The organism is Streptomyces sp. NP160, assembly GCF_006335115.1.
Classification (GTDB): Bacteria; Actinomycetota; Actinomycetes; order Actinomycetales; family Quadrisphaeraceae; genus Quadrisphaera.
Window position 1 is genome coordinate 124,371 of record NZ_VDMJ01000003.1, and the last position, 17,341, is coordinate 141,711.

20 protein-coding genes are annotated in these 17,341 nt (G+C 76.0%); 8 read left to right on the forward strand and 12 right to left on the reverse strand.

Going from position 1 to position 17,341, the window contains the following annotated elements; all coding sequences use genetic code 11:
* Window positions 1-5 precede the first annotated feature (5 nt).
* Window positions 6-422, reverse strand: a complete 417-nt coding sequence (locus tag FHN55_RS01760) for a molybdopterin-binding protein (protein WP_257570619.1) — start codon at window positions 420-422, stop codon at window positions 6-8.
* Window positions 423-594: 172 nt separating this feature from the next.
* Here FHN55_RS01760 and FHN55_RS23170 point away from each other — a divergent pair, with 172 nt between their 5' ends.
* Both FHN55_RS23170 and FHN55_RS01775 read left to right on the forward strand, forming a co-directional pair.
* The gene (locus tag FHN55_RS23170) at window positions 595-1,065 is read left to right on the forward strand and encodes a MarR family winged helix-turn-helix transcriptional regulator (protein WP_218974251.1); all 471 of its coding nucleotides are present in this window, start codon (window positions 595-597) and stop codon (window positions 1,063-1,065) included.
* Window positions 1,062-2,861, forward strand: a complete 1,800-nt coding sequence (locus tag FHN55_RS01775; RefSeq protein WP_373995688.1) for an MFS transporter — start codon at window positions 1,062-1,064, stop codon at window positions 2,859-2,861. The genes FHN55_RS23170 and FHN55_RS01775 overlap by 4 nt, the downstream gene beginning before the upstream one ends.
* A gap of 69 nt (window positions 2,862-2,930) precedes the next feature.
* Here FHN55_RS01775 and FHN55_RS22460 read toward each other — a convergent pair whose 3' ends face one another.
* From FHN55_RS22460 to FHN55_RS01785, 3 genes are read right to left on the reverse strand one after another with little or no spacing between them, the layout of a single operon-like run.
* On the reverse strand, window positions 2,931-3,080 hold the full coding sequence (locus FHN55_RS22460) for a hypothetical protein (RefSeq protein WP_180357569.1): 150 nt from the start codon (window positions 3,078-3,080) through the stop codon (window positions 2,931-2,933).
* Window positions 3,077-3,385: a hypothetical protein gene (locus FHN55_RS01780; protein ID WP_139710162.1), complete on the reverse strand. Its 309-nt coding sequence runs from the start codon at window positions 3,383-3,385 to the stop codon at window positions 3,077-3,079. Before FHN55_RS01780 ends, FHN55_RS22460 begins: the two co-directional genes overlap by 4 nt.
* Before the next feature lie 3 nt (window positions 3,386-3,388).
* Window positions 3,389-4,312: a class II glutamine amidotransferase gene (locus FHN55_RS01785; protein ID WP_180357570.1), complete on the reverse strand. Its 924-nt coding sequence runs from the start codon at window positions 4,310-4,312 to the stop codon at window positions 3,389-3,391.
* A gap of 148 nt (window positions 4,313-4,460) precedes the next feature.
* Between FHN55_RS01785 and FHN55_RS01790 the strand changes: the two genes are divergently transcribed.
* Window positions 4,461-4,883, forward strand: a complete 423-nt coding sequence (locus tag FHN55_RS01790) for a VOC family protein (RefSeq protein ID WP_139710166.1) — start codon at window positions 4,461-4,463, stop codon at window positions 4,881-4,883.
* Window positions 4,884-4,960: 77 nt separating this feature from the next.
* Here the strand turns inward: FHN55_RS01790 and FHN55_RS01795 are convergent, their stop codons facing one another.
* The 4 genes from FHN55_RS01795 to FHN55_RS22470 form a co-directional block, all read right to left on the reverse strand.
* Entirely contained in the window at window positions 4,961-6,712 is a 1,752-nt protein-coding gene (locus tag FHN55_RS01795) for a glycoside hydrolase family 13 protein (RefSeq protein ID WP_139710169.1), read from the reverse strand.
* A 111-nt stretch (window positions 6,713-6,823) separates the two neighbouring features.
* The gene (locus FHN55_RS01800) at window positions 6,824-7,879 is read right to left on the reverse strand and encodes a LacI family DNA-binding transcriptional regulator (protein WP_180357571.1); all 1,056 of its coding nucleotides are present in this window, start codon (window positions 7,877-7,879) and stop codon (window positions 6,824-6,826) included.
* 37 nt (window positions 7,880-7,916) lie between these two features.
* Complete coding sequence (locus FHN55_RS22465; protein ID WP_180357572.1) at window positions 7,917-8,426, reverse strand: DUF1992 domain-containing protein; 510 nt, start codon at window positions 8,424-8,426, stop codon at window positions 7,917-7,919.
* A gap of 55 nt (window positions 8,427-8,481) precedes the next feature.
* Window positions 8,482-8,766 (reverse strand): DUF6343 family protein, encoded by a 285-nt coding sequence (locus FHN55_RS22470; protein ID WP_180357573.1) that lies wholly within the window; start codon window positions 8,764-8,766, stop codon window positions 8,482-8,484.
* Between the two features lie 127 nt (window positions 8,767-8,893).
* Between FHN55_RS22470 and FHN55_RS01810 the strand changes: the two genes are divergently transcribed.
* Complete coding sequence (locus FHN55_RS01810; protein WP_139710173.1) at window positions 8,894-9,859, forward strand: exopolyphosphatase; 966 nt, start codon at window positions 8,894-8,896, stop codon at window positions 9,857-9,859.
* On the opposite strand, the gene FHN55_RS01815 is transcribed toward FHN55_RS01810, so the two are convergent.
* Window positions 9,827-10,771 carry a DMT family transporter gene (locus FHN55_RS01815; protein WP_139710175.1) on the reverse strand — a complete coding sequence of 315 codons (945 nt, stop codon included), beginning with the start codon at window positions 10,769-10,771 and terminating at the stop codon, window positions 9,827-9,829. The genes FHN55_RS01810 and FHN55_RS01815 overlap by 33 nt on opposite strands.
* 33 nt (window positions 10,772-10,804) lie before the next feature.
* Here FHN55_RS01815 and menE point away from each other — a divergent pair, with 33 nt between their 5' ends.
* The 3 genes from menE to FHN55_RS01830 all read left to right on the forward strand — a co-directional run bounded on the left by menE (window position 10,805) and on the right by FHN55_RS01830 (window position 13,866).
* The gene (menE, locus tag FHN55_RS01820) at window positions 10,805-12,034 is read left to right on the forward strand and encodes an o-succinylbenzoate--CoA ligase (RefSeq protein WP_218974252.1); all 1,230 of its coding nucleotides are present in this window, start codon (window positions 10,805-10,807) and stop codon (window positions 12,032-12,034) included.
* Window positions 12,035-12,109: 75 nt separating this feature from the next.
* Window positions 12,110-12,862 (forward strand): class I SAM-dependent methyltransferase, encoded by a 753-nt coding sequence (locus FHN55_RS01825; protein ID WP_139710176.1) that lies wholly within the window; start codon window positions 12,110-12,112, stop codon window positions 12,860-12,862.
* Between the two features lie 113 nt (window positions 12,863-12,975).
* The gene (locus FHN55_RS01830; protein WP_139710178.1) at window positions 12,976-13,866 is read left to right on the forward strand and encodes a 1,4-dihydroxy-2-naphthoate polyprenyltransferase; all 891 of its coding nucleotides are present in this window, start codon (window positions 12,976-12,978) and stop codon (window positions 13,864-13,866) included.
* 44 nt (window positions 13,867-13,910) lie between these two features.
* Here FHN55_RS01830 and FHN55_RS01835 read toward each other — a convergent pair whose 3' ends face one another.
* Complete coding sequence (locus FHN55_RS01835) at window positions 13,911-14,225, reverse strand: DUF4229 domain-containing protein (protein WP_180357574.1); 315 nt, start codon at window positions 14,223-14,225, stop codon at window positions 13,911-13,913.
* Window positions 14,226-14,270: 45 nt separating this feature from the next.
* Between FHN55_RS01835 and FHN55_RS01840 the strand changes: the two genes are divergently transcribed.
* Window positions 14,271-14,552: a PLD nuclease N-terminal domain-containing protein gene (locus FHN55_RS01840; RefSeq protein WP_139710348.1), complete on the forward strand. Its 282-nt coding sequence runs from the start codon at window positions 14,271-14,273 to the stop codon at window positions 14,550-14,552.
* A gap of 87 nt (window positions 14,553-14,639) precedes the next feature.
* Here the strand turns inward: FHN55_RS01840 and ccsB are convergent, their stop codons facing one another.
* Both ccsB and FHN55_RS01850 read right to left on the reverse strand, forming a co-directional pair.
* The gene (ccsB, locus tag FHN55_RS01845; RefSeq protein ID WP_139710350.1) at window positions 14,640-15,617 is read right to left on the reverse strand and encodes a c-type cytochrome biogenesis protein CcsB; all 978 of its coding nucleotides are present in this window, start codon (window positions 15,615-15,617) and stop codon (window positions 14,640-14,642) included.
* 50 nt (window positions 15,618-15,667) lie between these two features.
* The gene (locus FHN55_RS01850; RefSeq protein WP_139710182.1) at window positions 15,668-17,332 is read right to left on the reverse strand and encodes a cytochrome c biogenesis protein ResB; all 1,665 of its coding nucleotides are present in this window, start codon (window positions 17,330-17,332) and stop codon (window positions 15,668-15,670) included.
* Window positions 17,333-17,341 lie beyond the last annotated feature (9 nt).

A 17,341-nucleotide genomic window follows, 5' to 3' on the forward strand; every position in this document is an offset into this window, starting at 1 on the left:
CCGCCTCACGAGGCGCCGCCCGGGGTCTCGACGATGACGGTGGTGGCCTTGACCACGGCGACGGCGGTGCGGCCGGGCTCGAGCTGGAGCTCGCGGGCCGCCTCGGCGCTCATGAGGGAGGTCACGCGGTGCGGTCCGCACTGCAGCTCCACCTGCGCCATGACGCCGTCGGCGACCACCGAGGTCACCAGGCCCACGAAGCGGTTGCGGGCGGAGCGGGCGACGCCGGAGGGATCGGCGGGGGTGCGCCCGGCGTGGTCGCGGGCGAAGGCGGCCAGCTCGGCGCCGTCGACGGTGGTGCGGCCCGACGCGCCGCGGCGGGCGGTGAGGGCTCCGGAGTCCGTCCAGCGGCGGACGGTGTCGTCGCTGACGCCGAGCAGCTCGGCAGCCTCGCGGACGGAGTAGGTGGCCGGGGAGCTCACCGCAGGAGCGTATCCGCAGGTGCGGTCCTGATGGCCCCTCTGGTGCCGCACCTGCGGAAGGCGCCCCGCGGGTGACCGCGCGGGCGCATGGACCGCTCCCCGGCGGGAATGAAGTTGCCTGCTGCAAGCACTACACATATGGTTGCTTCAGCGAACTTCTTGAGGAGGTCCCGTGGCCACACCCCACGCGTGCTCCGAGCTGCTCGACACGTTCCCCCGGCTCGTCCGGTCCAAGCGAGCCCTGCTCGGGCACATGCGCATCGCCCCCGTGTCCGCGCTCGGCGCCGTCGCCGCGCAGGGCCCCGTGCGCGTCTCGGAGGTCGCCGAGACCCTCGGCCTCGACCTGTCCACCGTCAGCCGCCAGGTCAGCCACCTGCGCCAGGAGGGGCTGGTCGAGGCCGCTCCGGACGCCGCCGACGGCCGCTCCCAGCGCCTCTCCGTCACCGCGGCGGGACTCGAGGTGCTGCGGGCCGAGCGCCGCCGGGTGGTCGACCGCCTGGGCGAGCGCCTGACCGCGTGGGACGACGCCGAGGTCGACCAGCTCATCGGCCTCCTCGAGCGCCTCACCCACGACCTCACCGCGCCGTCGCCGGAGCACCTCATGACCGCACGCCCCACCGCCACCCCTGCGAGGACCGCATGACCACCACCGCACCGCGGCCGAGCACGGCCTCCGCCGCCCCGCCCACGACCAGCCCGGCCACCGGCACCCCGGACGGCCAGTTCCACATGACCCACCGGCAGATCCTCGAGGCGCTCTCGGGCCTGCTCCTGGGCATGTTCGTGGCCATCCTGAGCTCGACGGTCGTCTCCAACGCGCTGCCGGTGATCCTGCCGGCGCTCGGCGGCGGCGAGTCGGGCTACACCTGGGTGGTGGTGGCCGCCCTGCTCGCCACCACCGTCTCGACGCCCATCTGGGGCAAGCTCGCCGACATCTTCTCCAAGAAGGTGCTGGTCCAGACCTCGCTGGTCATCTTCGTCATCGCGTCGGTCGTCGCGGGGTTCTCCGTCAACGTCCCGATGCTCATCGCGGCGCGCGTCGGCCAGGGCCTGGGCGCCGGCGGCCTCACCGCGCTGGCGCAGATCGTGCTGGCCACGATGATCGCGCCGCGCGAGCGCGGCCGGTACTCCGGCTACCTCGGGGCGACGTTCGCGCTGGCCACCGTGGGCGGCCCGCTCATCGGCGGCGTCATCACCGAGCACCTGTCGTGGCACTACACGTTCTTCGTGGGCGTCCCGTTCGCCGTCGCGGCGTTCGTCGTCATCCAGAAGACGCTCGACCTGCCGGTGGTCAAGCGCGAGGTCCACATCGACTACTGGGGCGCCACGCTCCTGGCGGCCGGCGTCTCCGCGCTGCTGATCTGGGTGTCGCTGGCGGGCAAGGACTTCGACTGGGTGTCGTGGCAGACGTTCGCGCTGGTGGGCGGAGGCATCGCGCTGCTGGTCGCCCTGGTCCTCGTGGAGCGCCGCGCCCGGGACGCCATCATCCCGCTGCACCTGTTCCGCTCCTCGACCACCGTGCTGGCCTCGGTCGCGAGCCTCTTCGTCGGCATCGCGATGTTCGGCGCCACCATCTTCCTGGCGCAGTACTTCCAGCTGGCCCGCGGTGACTCGCCCACGGTCGCCGGCCTGCGCACGCTGCCGATGATCGCCGGGCTGTTCCTGTCCTCCACCGCCATCGGCCAGCTCGTGAGCCGCACCGGCCGCTGGAAGCGGTGGATCGTCACTGGCGGCGTGCTGCTGACCGCCGGTCTCGGCCTCATGGGCACCGTCGCGTGGGACACCGACTACTGGGTGGTCGCGATCCACATGGCGCTGGTCGGCCTGGGCGTCGGCATGATGATGCAGAACCTCGTGCTGGCGGTGCAGAACGTCACGGCACCGCAGGACATGGGCACGGCCAGCTCCTTCGTGGCCTTCACCCGCTCCCTGGGCGGCTCGATCGGCGTGTCGGTGCTGGGGGCCGTGCTCGGCCACCGCGTGACGGCCTACCTCACGTCCAGCCTGACCGACGCCGGGGTCGACCCCTCCCAGCTGGGGGCGGCGGGCAGCGGTGGCGTGCCGGTGCTGGCCGAGATCCCGCAGCCGGTGCGCACCCTCGTGCAGGCCGCCTACGGCGACGGCATCGCTGACATCTTCCTCGTGGCGGCGCCGTTCGCCCTGCTGTCGCTGCTGTTCGTCCTGTTCTTCAAGGAGACCGCGCTGCGGACCTCCAACGCGGCGGCCACCGCGGACGTCCCGGACGGCGAGCAGGCCGCGGGCCAGGTGGGCACCGCTCCCCTGGGCAGCACCGCCCCCACGGGCACCTCGGCGGTGACGGCCGAGGACGACGCCGTGCACCACGGCAAGCACGCCGCTCCGGTGGAGCCGGCGAGCGGTGACGCCGACCACCTCGGCCGGCACGCCGACCGGCGCGTGCCGCTGGACGCCCACCGCTGACCGCCGGGCGCCGGCGCGCAGGAGGCCCGCACCCCTCGGGGTGCGGGCCTCCTGCTGCGTCCGGGCGTGTCAGCGGGGGTCGGTGGGGTCCGACGGCTCGGCGCGCAGGACGTCGGCAGCGTCCTCCTCGGGACGCGGGGGGACGGTCTCGTCCTCCTCGAGGACCTCGAGCTCGTGGTCGGGGGCGCCCGGCAGGTCGCCGCCCGGCTGCTGGCTCACCGGCCACCGCCCGGGGTGTCGTACGACGAGTGGGGACGCGCGCCGGGGTTCTCCGGACCGGTGTCCCCGGGGACCGCCTGCTCGGCGTCCTCGGACGAGATGGTGACGCCCGCGAGCGGGTCGCCCGCAGCGGTGCCGTCGGCGCTGCCCTCGCCGCGCTGGTCCATCACCGGCGGCGGCACGGAGGCACCGGTGGCGCGGGCCGTGCCGTTGCTGCGGTCGGCGATGGCCGAGAGGGTCTCGGGGTTGTCGGCCGGGTCCACCTGGCCGGTGCCGTCGTCGTCGGGCGTGGTGTGCGTGCTCACACCTCAGACCATGGCGCGGGCGGCGGATCCCTGCGACTCGTGGCGGGCCCCGGGCAGCACCCTCGGCGCGGCAGGCGCCGCCTCGGCGCTCGCGCCGCGGGTGACGGGCACCGGCAGCCTCTGCTCCTCGAGCGTGCGCAGGTCGACGCGGAGGACGACGTCGGCCGGCAGCGGCTCCCAGCCGTCCACCCGCAGACCGGAGGAGGAGACGACGACGGCGCCGTCCTCGGAGCGCCGGCGCCACAGCTGGTAGTAGCCGGTGCGGTGGCCGACGGGCAGCTCCTCCTCGGCGATGCCGCTGGCGTCGAAGTCCTCGTGGGGGATGCGGGCGCCGGCGCTGACGTGCACCACGACGAGCTCGCGCGCGGAGAGCAGGACGGCGTTGAGGCTGGAGGCCGGGAACAGGGGTGCCAGCTCGGCCGCCGCGGCGGCGGCGCCCCGCGCGAGGTCCCCGCCGGCGGCAGCGGCGCGCTCGCGCACCAGCGCCGCGTACCGCTCGCTGTCGGTGGAGCCGGCCAGCGCCGCCCGGGAGGCGGGGGCGAGCAGCTCCTCCAGGCGGGCGGCGGGCTTCACGGCGCCGTTGTGGGCCAGCGCGACGTCCCCCCGTCCCGTCACGCGCCCGACGAAGGGGTGGGTGTTCTCCGGCTGCACGGGCATCCCGGAGCTCGCGAGGCGCAGGTGCAGCAACCCCGCACGCGCCTGCAGACCGTCCGTGAGCTGCTCCAGCGCGGGGTCCCCGTAGCCGCTGCGCGGGCTCCGGCGGGTGTGCACCGCGTCGTCGTCGGCTCCCCCGCCCTCCAGCCACGCCGCGCCCCAGCCGTCGTCGTGGAGGCGGGCCATGGCGCGGAAGGCCGCCACCTGGGTGCTGCCCAGGGCGGCGGCGAGCGAGCGCGGTGAGGGAGCGGCGAACCCGAGGAGCCTGCACACCCTGTCCACGGTAAGCAGCGGGCGTGACGTCCGTGTGACAACGACACGCACCGCACGACCGAGCGGACCTTGCGATGAGTTCCCGCGGGGGCCACGGTCTGCAGTGCGTCAGGCGGCGAGGGCCGCCCCCGTGCACCAGGAGGAAGCCGTGGCCTACACGCTCAACCCGTACCTCAACTTCCGCGGCACCGCCCGGGAGGCGATGGAGTTCTACGCCTCCGTCCTCGGGGGGAAGCTGTCGCTGATGACCTTCACCGAGGGCGGCATGCCGATGGGGGGCGAGGAGGACGGCTGGGTCATGCACGGCCAGCTCGACCTGCCCAACGGCATGGTCCTCATGGGGTCGGACACCCCCTCGTCGATGCCGTTCGCGGGGGTCGACGGGTTCGCGGTGGCGCTGACCGGCGACGACGGTGACACGCTGCTGGACTGGTACCGGCAGCTCGCCGCGACGGGGCACGAGGACGTGCCGCTGGCGAAGGCGCCCTGGGGCGCCTGGTTCGGCCAGTGCAAGGACCGCTGGGGCACCCCGTGGATGGTCAACGCCGACGGCGTGACCGACCCCGCCTGACCCCCACCGTCCGCGTGATCATGGGCGTCCGCCACCCGCAAGGGGTGGCGGACGCCCATGATCACGGTCGGGGGGGGTCAGCGGCGCAGCCAGACGGCCGTGTCGACGGGCAGCAGCAGGCCGCCGTCGGCGGTGTCCTCGAGGTCCGCGCTGGCCAGCAGGACCTCTGCGCCGGCCGGCAGGGACACCGGACGCGGGGACGGGTTCACCCAGCAGGCGAAGCCCGGCTCGCGGGTGAAGGCGAGCACGCCGTCGAGGGAGCCGTCCGCGGACCGCACCCAGGCGATCTCCCCGTCCCCGAGGGCCTCCAGGGAGCGGCGCAGCGACAGCGCCGAGCGGTAGAGCTCGAGGGTCGAGGTCGGGTCGCCGTCCTGGTCGGCGACGGTCAGGCCCGCGAAGGACGCGGGCTGCGGCAGCCACGGCTCGCCGGTGGGCGCCGCGCCGTCGGCGCGCTCGCTGAAGCCGAAGGGCGCCTCGGCGCCCGACCACGGCAGCGGGACGCGGCAGCCGTCGCGGCCCCGGCGCTCGCCACCGGACTGGAACCACACCGGGTCCTGCAGGGACTCCTCGGGCAGGTCCTCCACCTCGGGCAGGCCCAGCTCGGCGCCCTGGTAGACGTACGCACCGCCCGGCAGCGCCAGCATGAGCAGCGCGGCGGCCCGGGCGCGGCGCAGCCCCACCTCGAGGTCGGCGGGCCGGCCGGTGAAGTCCTCCTCGCCGCCCAGCTGCGGGCGGTCCTGCTCGCGGGCGTAGCGGGAGACCTCGCGGTACACGTCGTGGTTGCTCAGCACCCAGGTGGGCGGCGCGCCGACGGCGGCGTGCGCGGCCAGCGTCCTGTCGATGACGCCGCGCAGCTCCGGCTCGCGCCACGCGGAGACGAGGAAGTCGAAGTTGAACGCCGTGTGCAGCTCGTCGGGGCGCAGGTACAGGCCCAGGCGCACCGGGTCGCCGGTCCACGCCTCGGCCACGAAGACCTTCGGGTCGTCGTAGGAGTCGGCGATGGCGCGCCAGCGGCGGTAGACCTCGTGGACGTCGTCGCGGTCGAGGAAGGGGTGGTCGCCCGCGCCGAAGGGCCGGTGGGGGTTCTCGAGCACGCCGGTGTCGGGCAGGTCGGCGTGCTTGGTGAGGCCGTGGGCCACGTCGATGCGGAACCCGTCGACGCCGCGGTCGAACCAGAACCGCAGCACGTCGTCGTACTCGGCGCGGACGTCCTCGTGGGACCAGTCGACGTCGGGCTGCTTGCTGTTGAACAGGTGCAGGTACCACTGGCCGGGCCGGCCGGCGGGGTGCGCGGCGTCGCCGACGGCCTCGACCACGCGGGTCCACGCCGGGCCTCCGAAGTGGCTGGTCCAGTCGTTGGGGGGCAGCTCGCCGGCCTCGCCGCGGCCGTCGCGGAAGATGAAGCGCGCCCGCTCGGGCGAGCCGGGGGCGCTGGCGAGCGCCGCCCGGAACCACGCGTGCTCGTCGGAGAGGTGGTTCGGGACGACGTCGAGGATGACGCGCAGCCCGAGCCCGTGCGCCTCGGCGATCATCGCGGAGGCCTGCTCGAGGTCGCCGAAGAGCGGCTCGACGGCGCGGTAGTCCGCCACGTCGTAGCCGGAGTCGGCCATGGGCGAGGGGTACCAGGGGTTGATCCAGACGGCGTCGACGCCGAGGGAGGCCAGGTGCGGCAGGCGGGCGCGCAGGCCGGCGACGTCCCCCGTGCCGTCACCGTCGCCGTCGGCGAAGGAGCGGATGTAGACCTGGTAGACGACGGCCTCGCGCCACCAGGGCGTGGCGAGGCGGGAGGCGGCGCGCTGCGCGCCGGTGGCGGGTGCCGTGAGGGTCACGGTGTGCTCCGGGAGGGACGTGGGTGTGCGGGGTCCGGGGTCTGGCAGGGCTCGCGGTCGGCTGTCGCCGGGTGGTGCGACGACGATGCTAGATCGATCCAGCACCGCGTGTCACGCGCATCCGCACGACTGGCGCACCACCAGCCGCGGCGGGACCTCCAGCTCGACCGGCTCGCCCTGAGGGGCGCTCGCGCCCAGCCGGCGGACGAGGCCCTCGGCCGCCGTGCGGCCGAGGGCCTCGCCGTGGGTGGAGACCGTGGTCAGCGGCGGTTCGTAGAGCGACGCCGCCGGGATGTCGTCGTACCCGGTGACGGGCAGCGCACCGGCTCGCCCGGCCTCGCGCAGCGCCCGCAGCAGGCCCGTCGCGTGGACGTCGCTGAAGCAGACGACCCCGTCCGGGACGCCGCTCCCGTCGTCGTCGTGGTCCCCGGCGGCCGGCGCGCCGGCCAGCAGGCCGGCCACCGCCGCCCGGCCCAGCAGCAGACCGGTCGGGTCCGCCGGCAGCCACCCCAGCGCAGCCACCACCGCCGCGCCCGGCACCGCGGCGACCGCGTCGCGCACGCCGGCCTCGCGCAGCCGGGCGCTGGCCACGTCCCGCGACGCCCCCACGAGCAGCAGCCGCCGGCACCGGTGGACGTCCAGCAGGTGCTCGGCGGCCAGCCGGCCCCCGAGGCGGTCGTCGGGGGCGACCGTCCACGTGCTCGCACCGTCGACCGGCTGCGTGAGCAGCACGTGCTCGAGCCCCCAGGCGCGCAGGTCGTCCACCAGCGACGACGGCGTGCCCGCCACCGGCGCGAGCACGAGGCCGGCCACGCGGTGCTCGCGCAGCAGCCCCAGCAGCTCCGCCTGCTGCGCGAGGTCGTGCGCGGCGTTGGTGAGCAGCGGCAGGTAGCCCTCCTCGCGCAGCGCCGCCTGGACGCCCACGAGCGCCTGCGCGAAGAAGGGGTTGGTGATGTCGCTGACCAGCACGCCCACCACGGGCGCGTGCTCGGAGCGCATGGCGGCCGCCACCCGGTCGTAGACGTAGCCGAGCTCGGCCATGGCGGCGTGCACGCGCTCCCGCGTGGCGTCCGAGACCCGCCCCTCACCGCGCAGCACCAGCGACGCCGTGGCCCGCGAGACGCCGGCGTGCGCGGCGACGTCGGACAGGGTGACCCGGGCGCTCACAGCCCCGATGATGCCCTGCGCACCGCTGCGGGGCTGGTCAGCGGCTCCCCCGCCGCCGGCGCGGCCCCACCCTCGCCCACCACGGCCGCGAGGCGGCGGGGACGCGCCCCGGCAGCGGTGCCTCCGGCTCCGCCGGCCCGAGGGGGTGCGCCTCCCGCCAGCGGGCGAGCTGCCGCTCGAGGTCCACGAACGGCAGCGCCACCGGCGGCACCTCCTGCGGCCGGCGGTAGGCGGCGTCGAGGCGCTCGTTGAAGAGGTCCCCCGCCGCACGGACGGACTCCTCGGTGGGCTTGCCGGGCACGGCCTCCACCAGCTCCTCGCGCTCGCGGCGCAGCGCCAGCGCCGGCGGCAGGGCGGCCGTCATGTCCGCGCCCTCGCGGCGGGCCCACTCCACGGCCCACTCGCCCGCGCTCTGGCCGAGCACCGCGTCGTCCAGGGGCTTGCCGGAGGCTTCCAGACCGTCGAAGGCCCCGCGCTCGACCGCCTCGCGGACCTGCCGGTCCACCCAGGTCTCCCGGCTCACGCCGGGCGGCTTGCGCTGGCTCACCGCCCCATGGTCCCCCCGAGCCCGGCCCGGCGCTCGGCCCGGCTCCAGCCCGCGCTCAGCCCGGCTCGCCGCGTCGCTTGCGGCGGGCGACCACGACCAGGTCGACGACGAAGCCGACCGCCACGAAGGCGGTGAGCAGCAGCAGCCACGCGGGGCCGCCCGCGGCGGCGACCCACAGCGACGCGCCAGCCCACAGCAGCACGCCGAGCACCGCGAGCGCCAGCCGCAGGCTGAGCGCGCTGCGCACGGGCGGGCCACCGTGCTGCTCGCTCCAGGAGGGGCCGCCCCGGCCCCACCACCCCGGGCCCTGCCCGGCGCTGCCCCGTCGTCGCTCCGCCACGGACACCCCCTACCCGGCAGAGGGGTCTCCTCACCGGCGGACGCCACCAGGGTGCCGGTCCCGCCCGGGGTGGGTGTCCCCCGGGCGGGGCCTCCAGGTGGGGCCGGGGCGTGCCGACACCCAGGACATGCCGACCGCTGCCCGCCACCGCCTCGTCACCCGCTCCGACTTCGACGGCCTCGTGTGCGCCGTGCTGCTGAAGCACCTCGACCTCATCGACGAGATCACGTTCGTGCACCCCAAGGACGTGCAGGACGGCGCCGTGGAGATCACCGGCCGGGACCTGCTCACGAACCTCCCGTACGACCCGCGGGCGCACACCGTGTTCGACCACCACCACAGCGAGGCCCTGCGCAACGGCACCCCGGCGCCCGGCACCGCGGCCCACGTCATCGTGGAGCACGCGCCGTCGGCGGCGCGCGTGGTCTACGACCACTTCGGCGGCGCCGCGGCGTTCCCGCAGGTGCCCGAGTCGCTCATGGCCGCCGTGGACCAGGCGGACTCGGCGCAGTACTCCCTGGAGGAGGTGCTGCGCCCCACCGGCTGGGCGCTGCTGAACTTCCTCATGGACTCGCGCACCGGCCTGGGCCGGTTCCGGGACTTCCGGATCTCCAACTACGACCTGATGCTGCAGATGATCGACCACTGCACCCAGCACGCCGACGCCGAGGAGATCCTCGCGCTGCCCGACGTCGCCGAGCGGGTCGACCTGTACCGCGCGCAGGCCGAGCAGTTCGCCGCGCAGCTGCTGCGGGTGAGCACGCTGCACGACGACGTCGTGGTGGTGGACCTGCGCGAGGAGGAGGTCGTCCACGCGGGCAACCGCTTCCTCGTCTACGCGCTGTTCCCGGCCGCGCGGGTCTCCGTGCACGTCATCTGGGGCCGCGGGAAGCAGAACACCGTGCTGGCGATGGGGCGCTCGATCCTCGACCGCAGCTCCACCGCCGACATCGGCGCCGTGGCCCTGCGGCACGGCGGCGGTGGCCACGAGGCCGCGGGCACCTGCCAGGTGCCCCACGAGGACTCCGAGCGCGTGCTGGCCGAGGTCGTGGAGTCGCTGTCAGGCCGCCGCGCGGCCGTCGTCCCCGCCTGAGGCCTCCGGGACGGCCGACCGCCCCGCCCGCCGCCCGGCGGGCAGGGCGGTGATGACGGCGTTCGCCACGACGACGAGAGCACCTCCGACCACCTCGTGCGCGGCCACGCGCTCCCCCAGGAGCACCACGCCGGCGAGGAACGCCCAGACGGGGTTCACGCTCAGCAGCGTGGAGTACGTCGTAGCCGGCAGGCGCCGCAGCGCGGCCATGTCGGCCGGGTAGGGCAGCGCGGAGGACATCACCCCGCACACCGCTGCGAGCGCGAGCGCCTGCCACGGCGGACGCGCCAGCAGGACCACCACGAGGACGGGCAGCGCCCACGCGGCAGCCAGCACCGTCGCGGCGGCCGCCGCGCCCTGCAGCCCGGGCAGCCGGGCTCCGAGGGCGCGGCTGAGCAGGATGTACGTGGCCCAGGCGGCGGCCGCGGTGAGCGCCAGGAGGATCCCCGCCACGTCGCTCGAGGGGCCCGGGGCCACCAGCACGAGCACGCCGACCGCCGCGGCGACGGCGGCCAGCACGTCGAGCACCCGCCGCGAGGTGCCGACGGCCACGGCGAGCGGCCCCAGGAACTCGACCGTCACCGCGAGGCCGAGCCCGATCCTGTCGACGGCCTCGTAGATGGTGAGGTTCATCAGGCCCATCACCGCGGCGAGGGCGAGCACCAGCGTCCAGGTGCGGCGGTCCAGCGACCGCGGCGACCACCGGACCACGGTGCTCAGCGCGACCGCCGCCACCACCTGGCGCACCGCGACCACGCCGGGCACCCCGAGGTCGGGGAACGCCAGGGCGCCCACGGCGGCGCCGGTCTGCCCGGAGGCGCTGGCCCCGAGGGCGAGGGCGGTGCCCGCGGCCCTGCGGTCGTGGGGGTGGTCGGTCCGGGAGGCCGCGGCGTCGACGGGTGCAGCGGCCACTCCCCCATCCTGACGGGCGCCTACGGTGGTCGCGTGGAGGGTCGGGCGCTGCGCGAGGTGGTCGTCCCGACGGCGGACCAGGAGCGCCGCGTCCCGCAGCTGCTGGGCGACCTCCGCGCGGCGCTGGACGGCACCGGTCCGGCGCTGCTGCCCCTGCCCGCGGACGCTGCGGCGGCCGGGCGCCTGCGGGCCGCGGCCCGCCCCGACCTCCCGCTGGCGGCGAGCACCTCGCTGGTGCTGGCGACCTCCGGCTCCACCGGGGAGGCCAAGGCCGTGGAGCTGGGCGGCGGCGCCCTGACCGCCTCGGCGCGGGCCACGGCGCAGCGGCTGGGCGGGCACGGGCGCTGGCTCCTCGCGCTGCCGCTGGAGCACGTGGCCGCCTGGCAGGTGCTGGTGCGCAGCGCCGTGGCGGGCACCGAGCCCGTGGTGGCCCCGCCCGGTGCCCCGGCCGCCCTGCCCGGCGCCGTCGAGGCCCTCGACGACGGCACCGGCGCGCCGCTGTACGCCTCCCTGGTGCCCACGCAGCTGGCCCGCGCGCTGGAGGTGCCCGAGGCGGCGGCCGCGCTGGCGCGCCTGGACGCCGTGCTGCTGGGCGGTGCGGCGGCTCCCGCCCCCCTGCTGGCCCGTGCGCAGGAGGCGGGGGTGCGCGTGGTGCGGACCTACGGCTCCACGGAGACCTCCGGTGGCTGCGTCTACGACGGGGTGGCCCTTGACGGCGTCCAGGTGGCGCTGGAGCCCGTGCGGGGCGCCACCGACGAGGACGACGACGAGGGCCGCGTCCTGCTGAGCGGTCCCGTGCTGGCCACCGGCTACCGCGGCCGCCCCGACCTGGTCGCGGAGGCGTTCGTGCAGCGCGACGGGCGGCGCTGGTACGCCACCAGCGACCTCGGCCGCGTGGACGCGGCAGGGCGCCTGTCGGTGCTCGGCCGCCTCGACGACGTCGTCGTCACCGGAGGGCGCAAGGTCGCGCCGCTGGCCGTGGAGCGCGTCCTCGCGGGGCTCCCCGGTGTCGTCGACGCGCTGGTGGTCGGCGTGCCGGACCCCGAGTGGGGGCAGCGGGTCGTGGCGCTCGTGGTCCCCGCCTCAGGCAGCGCGGTCCCGCCGCTGGACGCGGTGCGCGGCGCCGTCCGCGAGCGCCTGGGCGCGGCCTCGGCACCGCGGGACGTGCTGGCCGTCGAGGCGCTGCCGGTGCGGGGCATCGGCAAGCCCGACCGCCGCGCGGCCGCGGCCCTGGCGGCCCGGCTGCTCGCCCCGCCGTCCTGAGCGCCCCTCCCCGCTGGCGACGGCCGGCGGACGGGGCAGGGTGGGGCCGTGGCGACCCCGGAGCACCCTGACCCCGTGACCACCGAGCAGGCGCTGTCGTTCGGGGCGGCCGCCGCGGGGTACGCGGCGGTGCGTCCCACCTACCCCGCCGAGGCGGTCGACTGGCTGCTGGACGGCCTGACGGGCGGCTTCGGCGAGCGGAGGCTGCGGGCGGCGGACGTGGGCGCGGGTGCCGGCGCGCTGACGGCCCGCCTGGTCGAGCGCGGCCTGGAGGTGGTGGCCGTGGACCCGGACCCGAAGATGCTGGCGCAGCTGCACGCGGACGTCCCCGGCGTGCCGACCTTCGCGGGCACCGCGGAGCAGCTGCCGCTGCCCGACGCCGCCGTCGACCTGGTGGTGCTGGGCCAGGCGTGGCACTGGGTGGACCCCGCCCCGGCCAGCGCGGAGGTGGGCCGGGTGCTGGCCCCCGGCGGCCGTCTCGGCCTGCTCTGGAACCGGCGCGACGAGTCCGAGCCGTGGGTCGCCGCGCTGGGAGACCTGCTGGCCCCCGCGCCCCACATGGCGGCGAGGTCGCAGGACCCGCGGATCGGGGCCCCGCTGGTCGACGCGGAGCGGCGCACCACCGCCCGGTGGACGCACGACCTCTCCCCCGAGGACGTGGTCGGGCTGGCGGCGAGCCGCAGCTACGTGCTCACCGCCGCCCCTCAGGAGCGCCAGCGGGTGCTGGGCTCCGTGCGCGACCTGCTCGCCACGCACCCCGACACCGCGGGGCTGGACCGCATCCCCGTGCCGTACACGACCACCTGCTGGCGCGCCCGCCGCCCGTGACGCGCGTCCCCGTGGCCGGCCTGGGGGCACCTCCCGCGCGCGGGGGACCGCGGTCGCGGACGGCCCGCCACCCCGATCGTGGTCAGAGGGGGTCGGCCACCTACAGTCCTCGGGTGGCGAGCGCCGGTCAGTGGGTGGCGGGAGCCCGCCCGCGGACCCTCCCCGCGGCGCTGGCGCCCGTGCTCGTCGGCACCGGTGCGGCTGCCCTGGTGCAGTCGGCCCACGCCGGGCGGGCGCTGCTCGCCGCGCTCGTGGCCCTGGCGCTGCAGGTGGGCGTCAACTACTCCAACGACTACTCCGACGGCGTGCGCGGCACCGACGCCGACCGGGTGGGGCCGCTGCGCCTGACCGCTTCCGGCGTCGCGCGGCCCGGTGAGGTCCTGCGAGCAGCGCTGCTGTCCTTCGCGGTGGCCGCAGTGGCCGGCGTGGTGCTCGTGGCCCTGTCGGGCGCGTGGTGGCTGCTGGTGGTCGGCGCCCTCGCCGTCGTCGCCGCCTGGACCTACACCGGGGGGCCGCGGCCCTACGGCTACGCGGGCCTCGGCGAGGTGTTCGTCTTCCTCTTCTTCGGGCTGGTCGCCACCCTCGGCACCACCTACACGCAGGTGGGCTCGCTGAACGCCGCCAGCTGGGCCGGCGCCGTGGCGGTCGGCTCGCTGGCGTGCGCGATCCTCGTGGCCAACAACCTGCGCGACGTGCCCACCGACGCGGTGGCCGGCAAGCGGACCCTGGCGGTGCGCCTCGGCGAGCCGCGAACGCGGGTGCTGTACGCGGCGCTGCTCGTGGTGCCCTACGCGCTCCTGGCCGTGCCGGCGCTCGCGAGCCCCCGCGCCCCGCTCGCGCTGGTGGCGCTCGTCACAGTCCCGCTGGCCCTCGCGGCGGCCAGCACGGTGCTGCGCGGGGCGTCCGGCCGCGACCTGGTGCCCGTCCTGGGCGCGACGGGCAGGCTGGAGATGGTCTACGCGCTGCTGCTGGGCCTCGCCCTGGCCGTCACCCCGCTGCTCTGAGACCCGCGGCCCCGCTCCACCGCGGGCGGGGTCCGGCGGCCGCGTCAGCGGGGCCGGCGCTGGGCGTCGTCGTCGGCGTCCTCGGCGGCGGCGTCGCGCTCAGCAGCGGACACGCGCCCGGAGCGCCTCCCTGCAGCCTCGCGGGCCGCGGCCCTCTCGTGCCGTGCGGCGGTGCGCTGCTCGAGCCGCTCCACCAGGGCCCGCCGCGGGCCGCCCAGCACGAGGTAGGACAGCAGGGCCGAGACCACCAGCGCGAACACCACGAGCAGCAGCTCGCGCATGCCGACGGCGTACCCGAGCAGGGCCACGAGGAAGAACAGCAGGATCCGCATGAGCGCGTAGCGGACGAAGGGGGACACAGCACGAGAGTAGGTGGACGACGTGCTTACCATCGTCACGTGCCGATGCTGGTCGCCCTCGTGGCTCTCGTGCTGGGGATCTACGCGCTGGTCGACTGCCTGCGCACCACCGGGTCCCAGGTCCGCGGACTGCCCGTCGGGGTGTGGGTCGCGGTCATCGTCCTGCTGCCGGTCGTGGGCCCGCTGGCCTGGCTGCTCGCGGGGCGCACCCACGGGCCGCGCCCCGCTCCGCCGGTGAGCACCTCCCGCGGCGGCGCCCCGAAGGGCCCCGACGACGACGAGGACTTCCTGCGCTCGCTCGACCGCAAGCACCGCGGCGACGTCTGACGAGGTCCGAGGCACCGGCTCCTCCCCCGCACGCGAGAGCCCCGGGACCCTGCGGGGTCCCGGGGCTCTCGTGCGCGCCGGTGCCGGTCAGCCGATGCCGGCGTAGGAGTGGTTGCCGGGGAAGAAGACGTTGACCACGCCGTAGTTGATCATCAGGCAGGCGAAGCCGGCCATGGACAGGTACGCCGCGCGGCGCCCGTTCCAGCCACCGGTGGCCCGGGCGTGCAGGTAGGCGGCGTAGACCACCCAGATGATGAAGGTCCACACCTCCTTGGGGTCCCAGTTCCAGTACCGGCCCCAGGCGACCTCGGCCCAGATCGCGCCCGCCACCAGCGTGAACGCCCACAGCGGGAACGAGATGGCGATGAGGCGGTAGGACAGCTTCTCCAGGTCGGCGGCGCTGGGGAGCGCCTCCATGAAGCGGCCGGCACCCAGGGTGGCGCCGGCGGCGCGCTGCGCCTCGCGGCGCTCCTGCACCAGCTGCAGCACGGTGGTGGAGAACGCCAGCACGAACAGCGCCGAGCTCACGAACGCCACCGACACGTGGATGATCAGCCAGTAGCTCTGCAGCGCCGGCACCAGCGGCGCGGAGTCGGTGTACAGGACGGCGACGGCGAGGCCCAGGCTCAGCAGCACGGGGGCCAGCACGAACGTCGACAGCCAGCGCACGTCGCGCCGCGTGAGCACCAGCAGGTAGACGAGGACGACGACGGAGGTGCCCGTCACGGAGAACTCGTACATGTTGCCCCAGGGCGCCCGGTGCGCCGAGAGACCGCGGGTGACCACGCCGCCGAGGTGCAGCAGCAGCGCCAGCACCGTCAGCGAGGTGGCGATGCCGGCCGCCTTGCGGGGGGCGCCGTCCTCGGCGAGGGGCACCGGCTCCTCCGTGGCGGAGGTGCGCACCACCGGACCGGCAGCACCGGCCCCGACGACCGCCGGCTGGCGCGACGCCGCCTGCAGCGCCTCCCTGCCCTGCTGCTTGCGGCGGTTCCTCGCCGTGGCGCGCTCGCCGAGGCCGGCGAGGTCCATGGCGCTGGCGCCGAGGGCCAGGGTGTACACGGCCATGGCCGAGTAGACGAGGGAGTTGCTGGCCGAGGCCAGGGTCTCGTCGACGCTCACGGCTCCTCCTGTCGCGGGGGCTTGTCGGACGGGGTCTGGTCAGTGTCTCGGGCGGGCAGGCGCGCGAGCACGGCGGACAGGACCGCGTCGGCCTCCGCGGCCAGGCCGTGGTCCTCGCTGCGCGCCAGGGCGCCGACCTCGAGCAGCGTCCGGCCCTGCGCGGCGTCACCGGTGGCGGGTGCTGCCCGCACCCACAGGCGGCGCCGCGGCACGAACAGCGAGGCGGTGAGCCCGGCGATCGCCAGCAGGGAGAAGACGAGGGCGGCGGCGCGGGCCGGGTCGTGCCGGACGGTGAACCCGGCGTACCTGTCGACGCGGTCGAACGTCACCGACCCGAGGCCGTTCGGCAGCTCGTAGGTCTGGCCCGGGGTCATGGCGAAGCGCAGCGGCTGCCCGTCGGGGCTGGTCACGCGCTCCATGCGCGAGGTGTCGAGCTCGTAGACGTTCTGCGGCACGCCGTCGTCGATGCCGAGGTCGCCGGTGTAGGCGAACAGCAGCAGCTCGGGGTTCTCGAGGTCGGGGAAGGTCGAGACCGGCACGCCCTCGGAGTCCGGCGAGGCCGTCGGGAGGAACAGCCCCTGCAGGCCCAGGTCGCCGTAGCTGCCGGCCGCGGGGACCTTCACCACGCCCGTGGAGGTGTAGTTGGCGTCCTGGACGAGGAAGGGGGTGCCCTGGTCGAAGACGACGTTCCCCGCGGCGTCGCGCACCGTGATGACCGGGGCGTACCCGTTGCCGGCCAGGTAGACCGACGCGCCGCCGGCGCGCAGCGGCTCGTTGACCCTGATCTGCTGCCGCCGCGGCGCGTCACCGGGAGCGTCCGTGACCGTGACGTCGGCGGAGAAGCTGCGCGGGGCGCCGAACTGGTTCCCGGTGGAGTCCCTGTCGAAGGCGACGTGCAGCGCGTCGAGGGTGAAGGCGAACGGGGGCAGCGAGGCGCCGTCCACCAGCGCGCCCGGGTCCCAGCTGTCGTAGGACGCCTGGGAGTTGGCGTAGGCGTCGCCCTGCTCGACGATCACCTGCGCCCGGTAGCCCCACAGCCCGCCGACGGCGATGGCGATGAGCACGCCGACCAGCGCCAGGTGGAAGAGCAGGTTGCCGGTCTCGCGCAGCTCCCCGCGCTGGCCCGCCAGCGAGGCGCCTCGTCGGTCGTCCTCGACGTCCGCGGTGCGGTAGCGGCGTCCCCGGAGCACCTCCTGCGCGGCGCGCAGGACGTCCGCGGGTGCGGCGTCGACCTCGACCGCGCGGTGCTCGGGCAGCCGGGACAGGCGCGCCGGCGTGCGCGGCGGGGCCTGGCGCAGGTTGGCGAGGTGCACCCTCGTCCGCGGGAGCACGCAGCCGACCAGGCTGATGAACAGCAGCAGGTACACCGCGGAGAACCACGGCGAGGAGTAGACGTCGAAGAGGCTGACCCGGTTGAGCCACGGCGCGAGGTCGGGGTGGTCCTGGTAGTACTGCGCCACGGCGACCTGGTCGATGTTGCGCTGGGGGAAGAGCGACCCCGGCACCGCCAGGACGGCGAGCAGCATGAGCAGGAGCAGCGCGGTGCGCATGCTCGTCAGCTGGCGCCAGGTCCAGCGCAGCCACCCGACCAGGCCCAGCCCGACGGGCCGCGGGTCCGACGGCGGCTCGGCGGAGGTGCGCCGCTCCTCGACGGTCGTCACGGGCGTGCT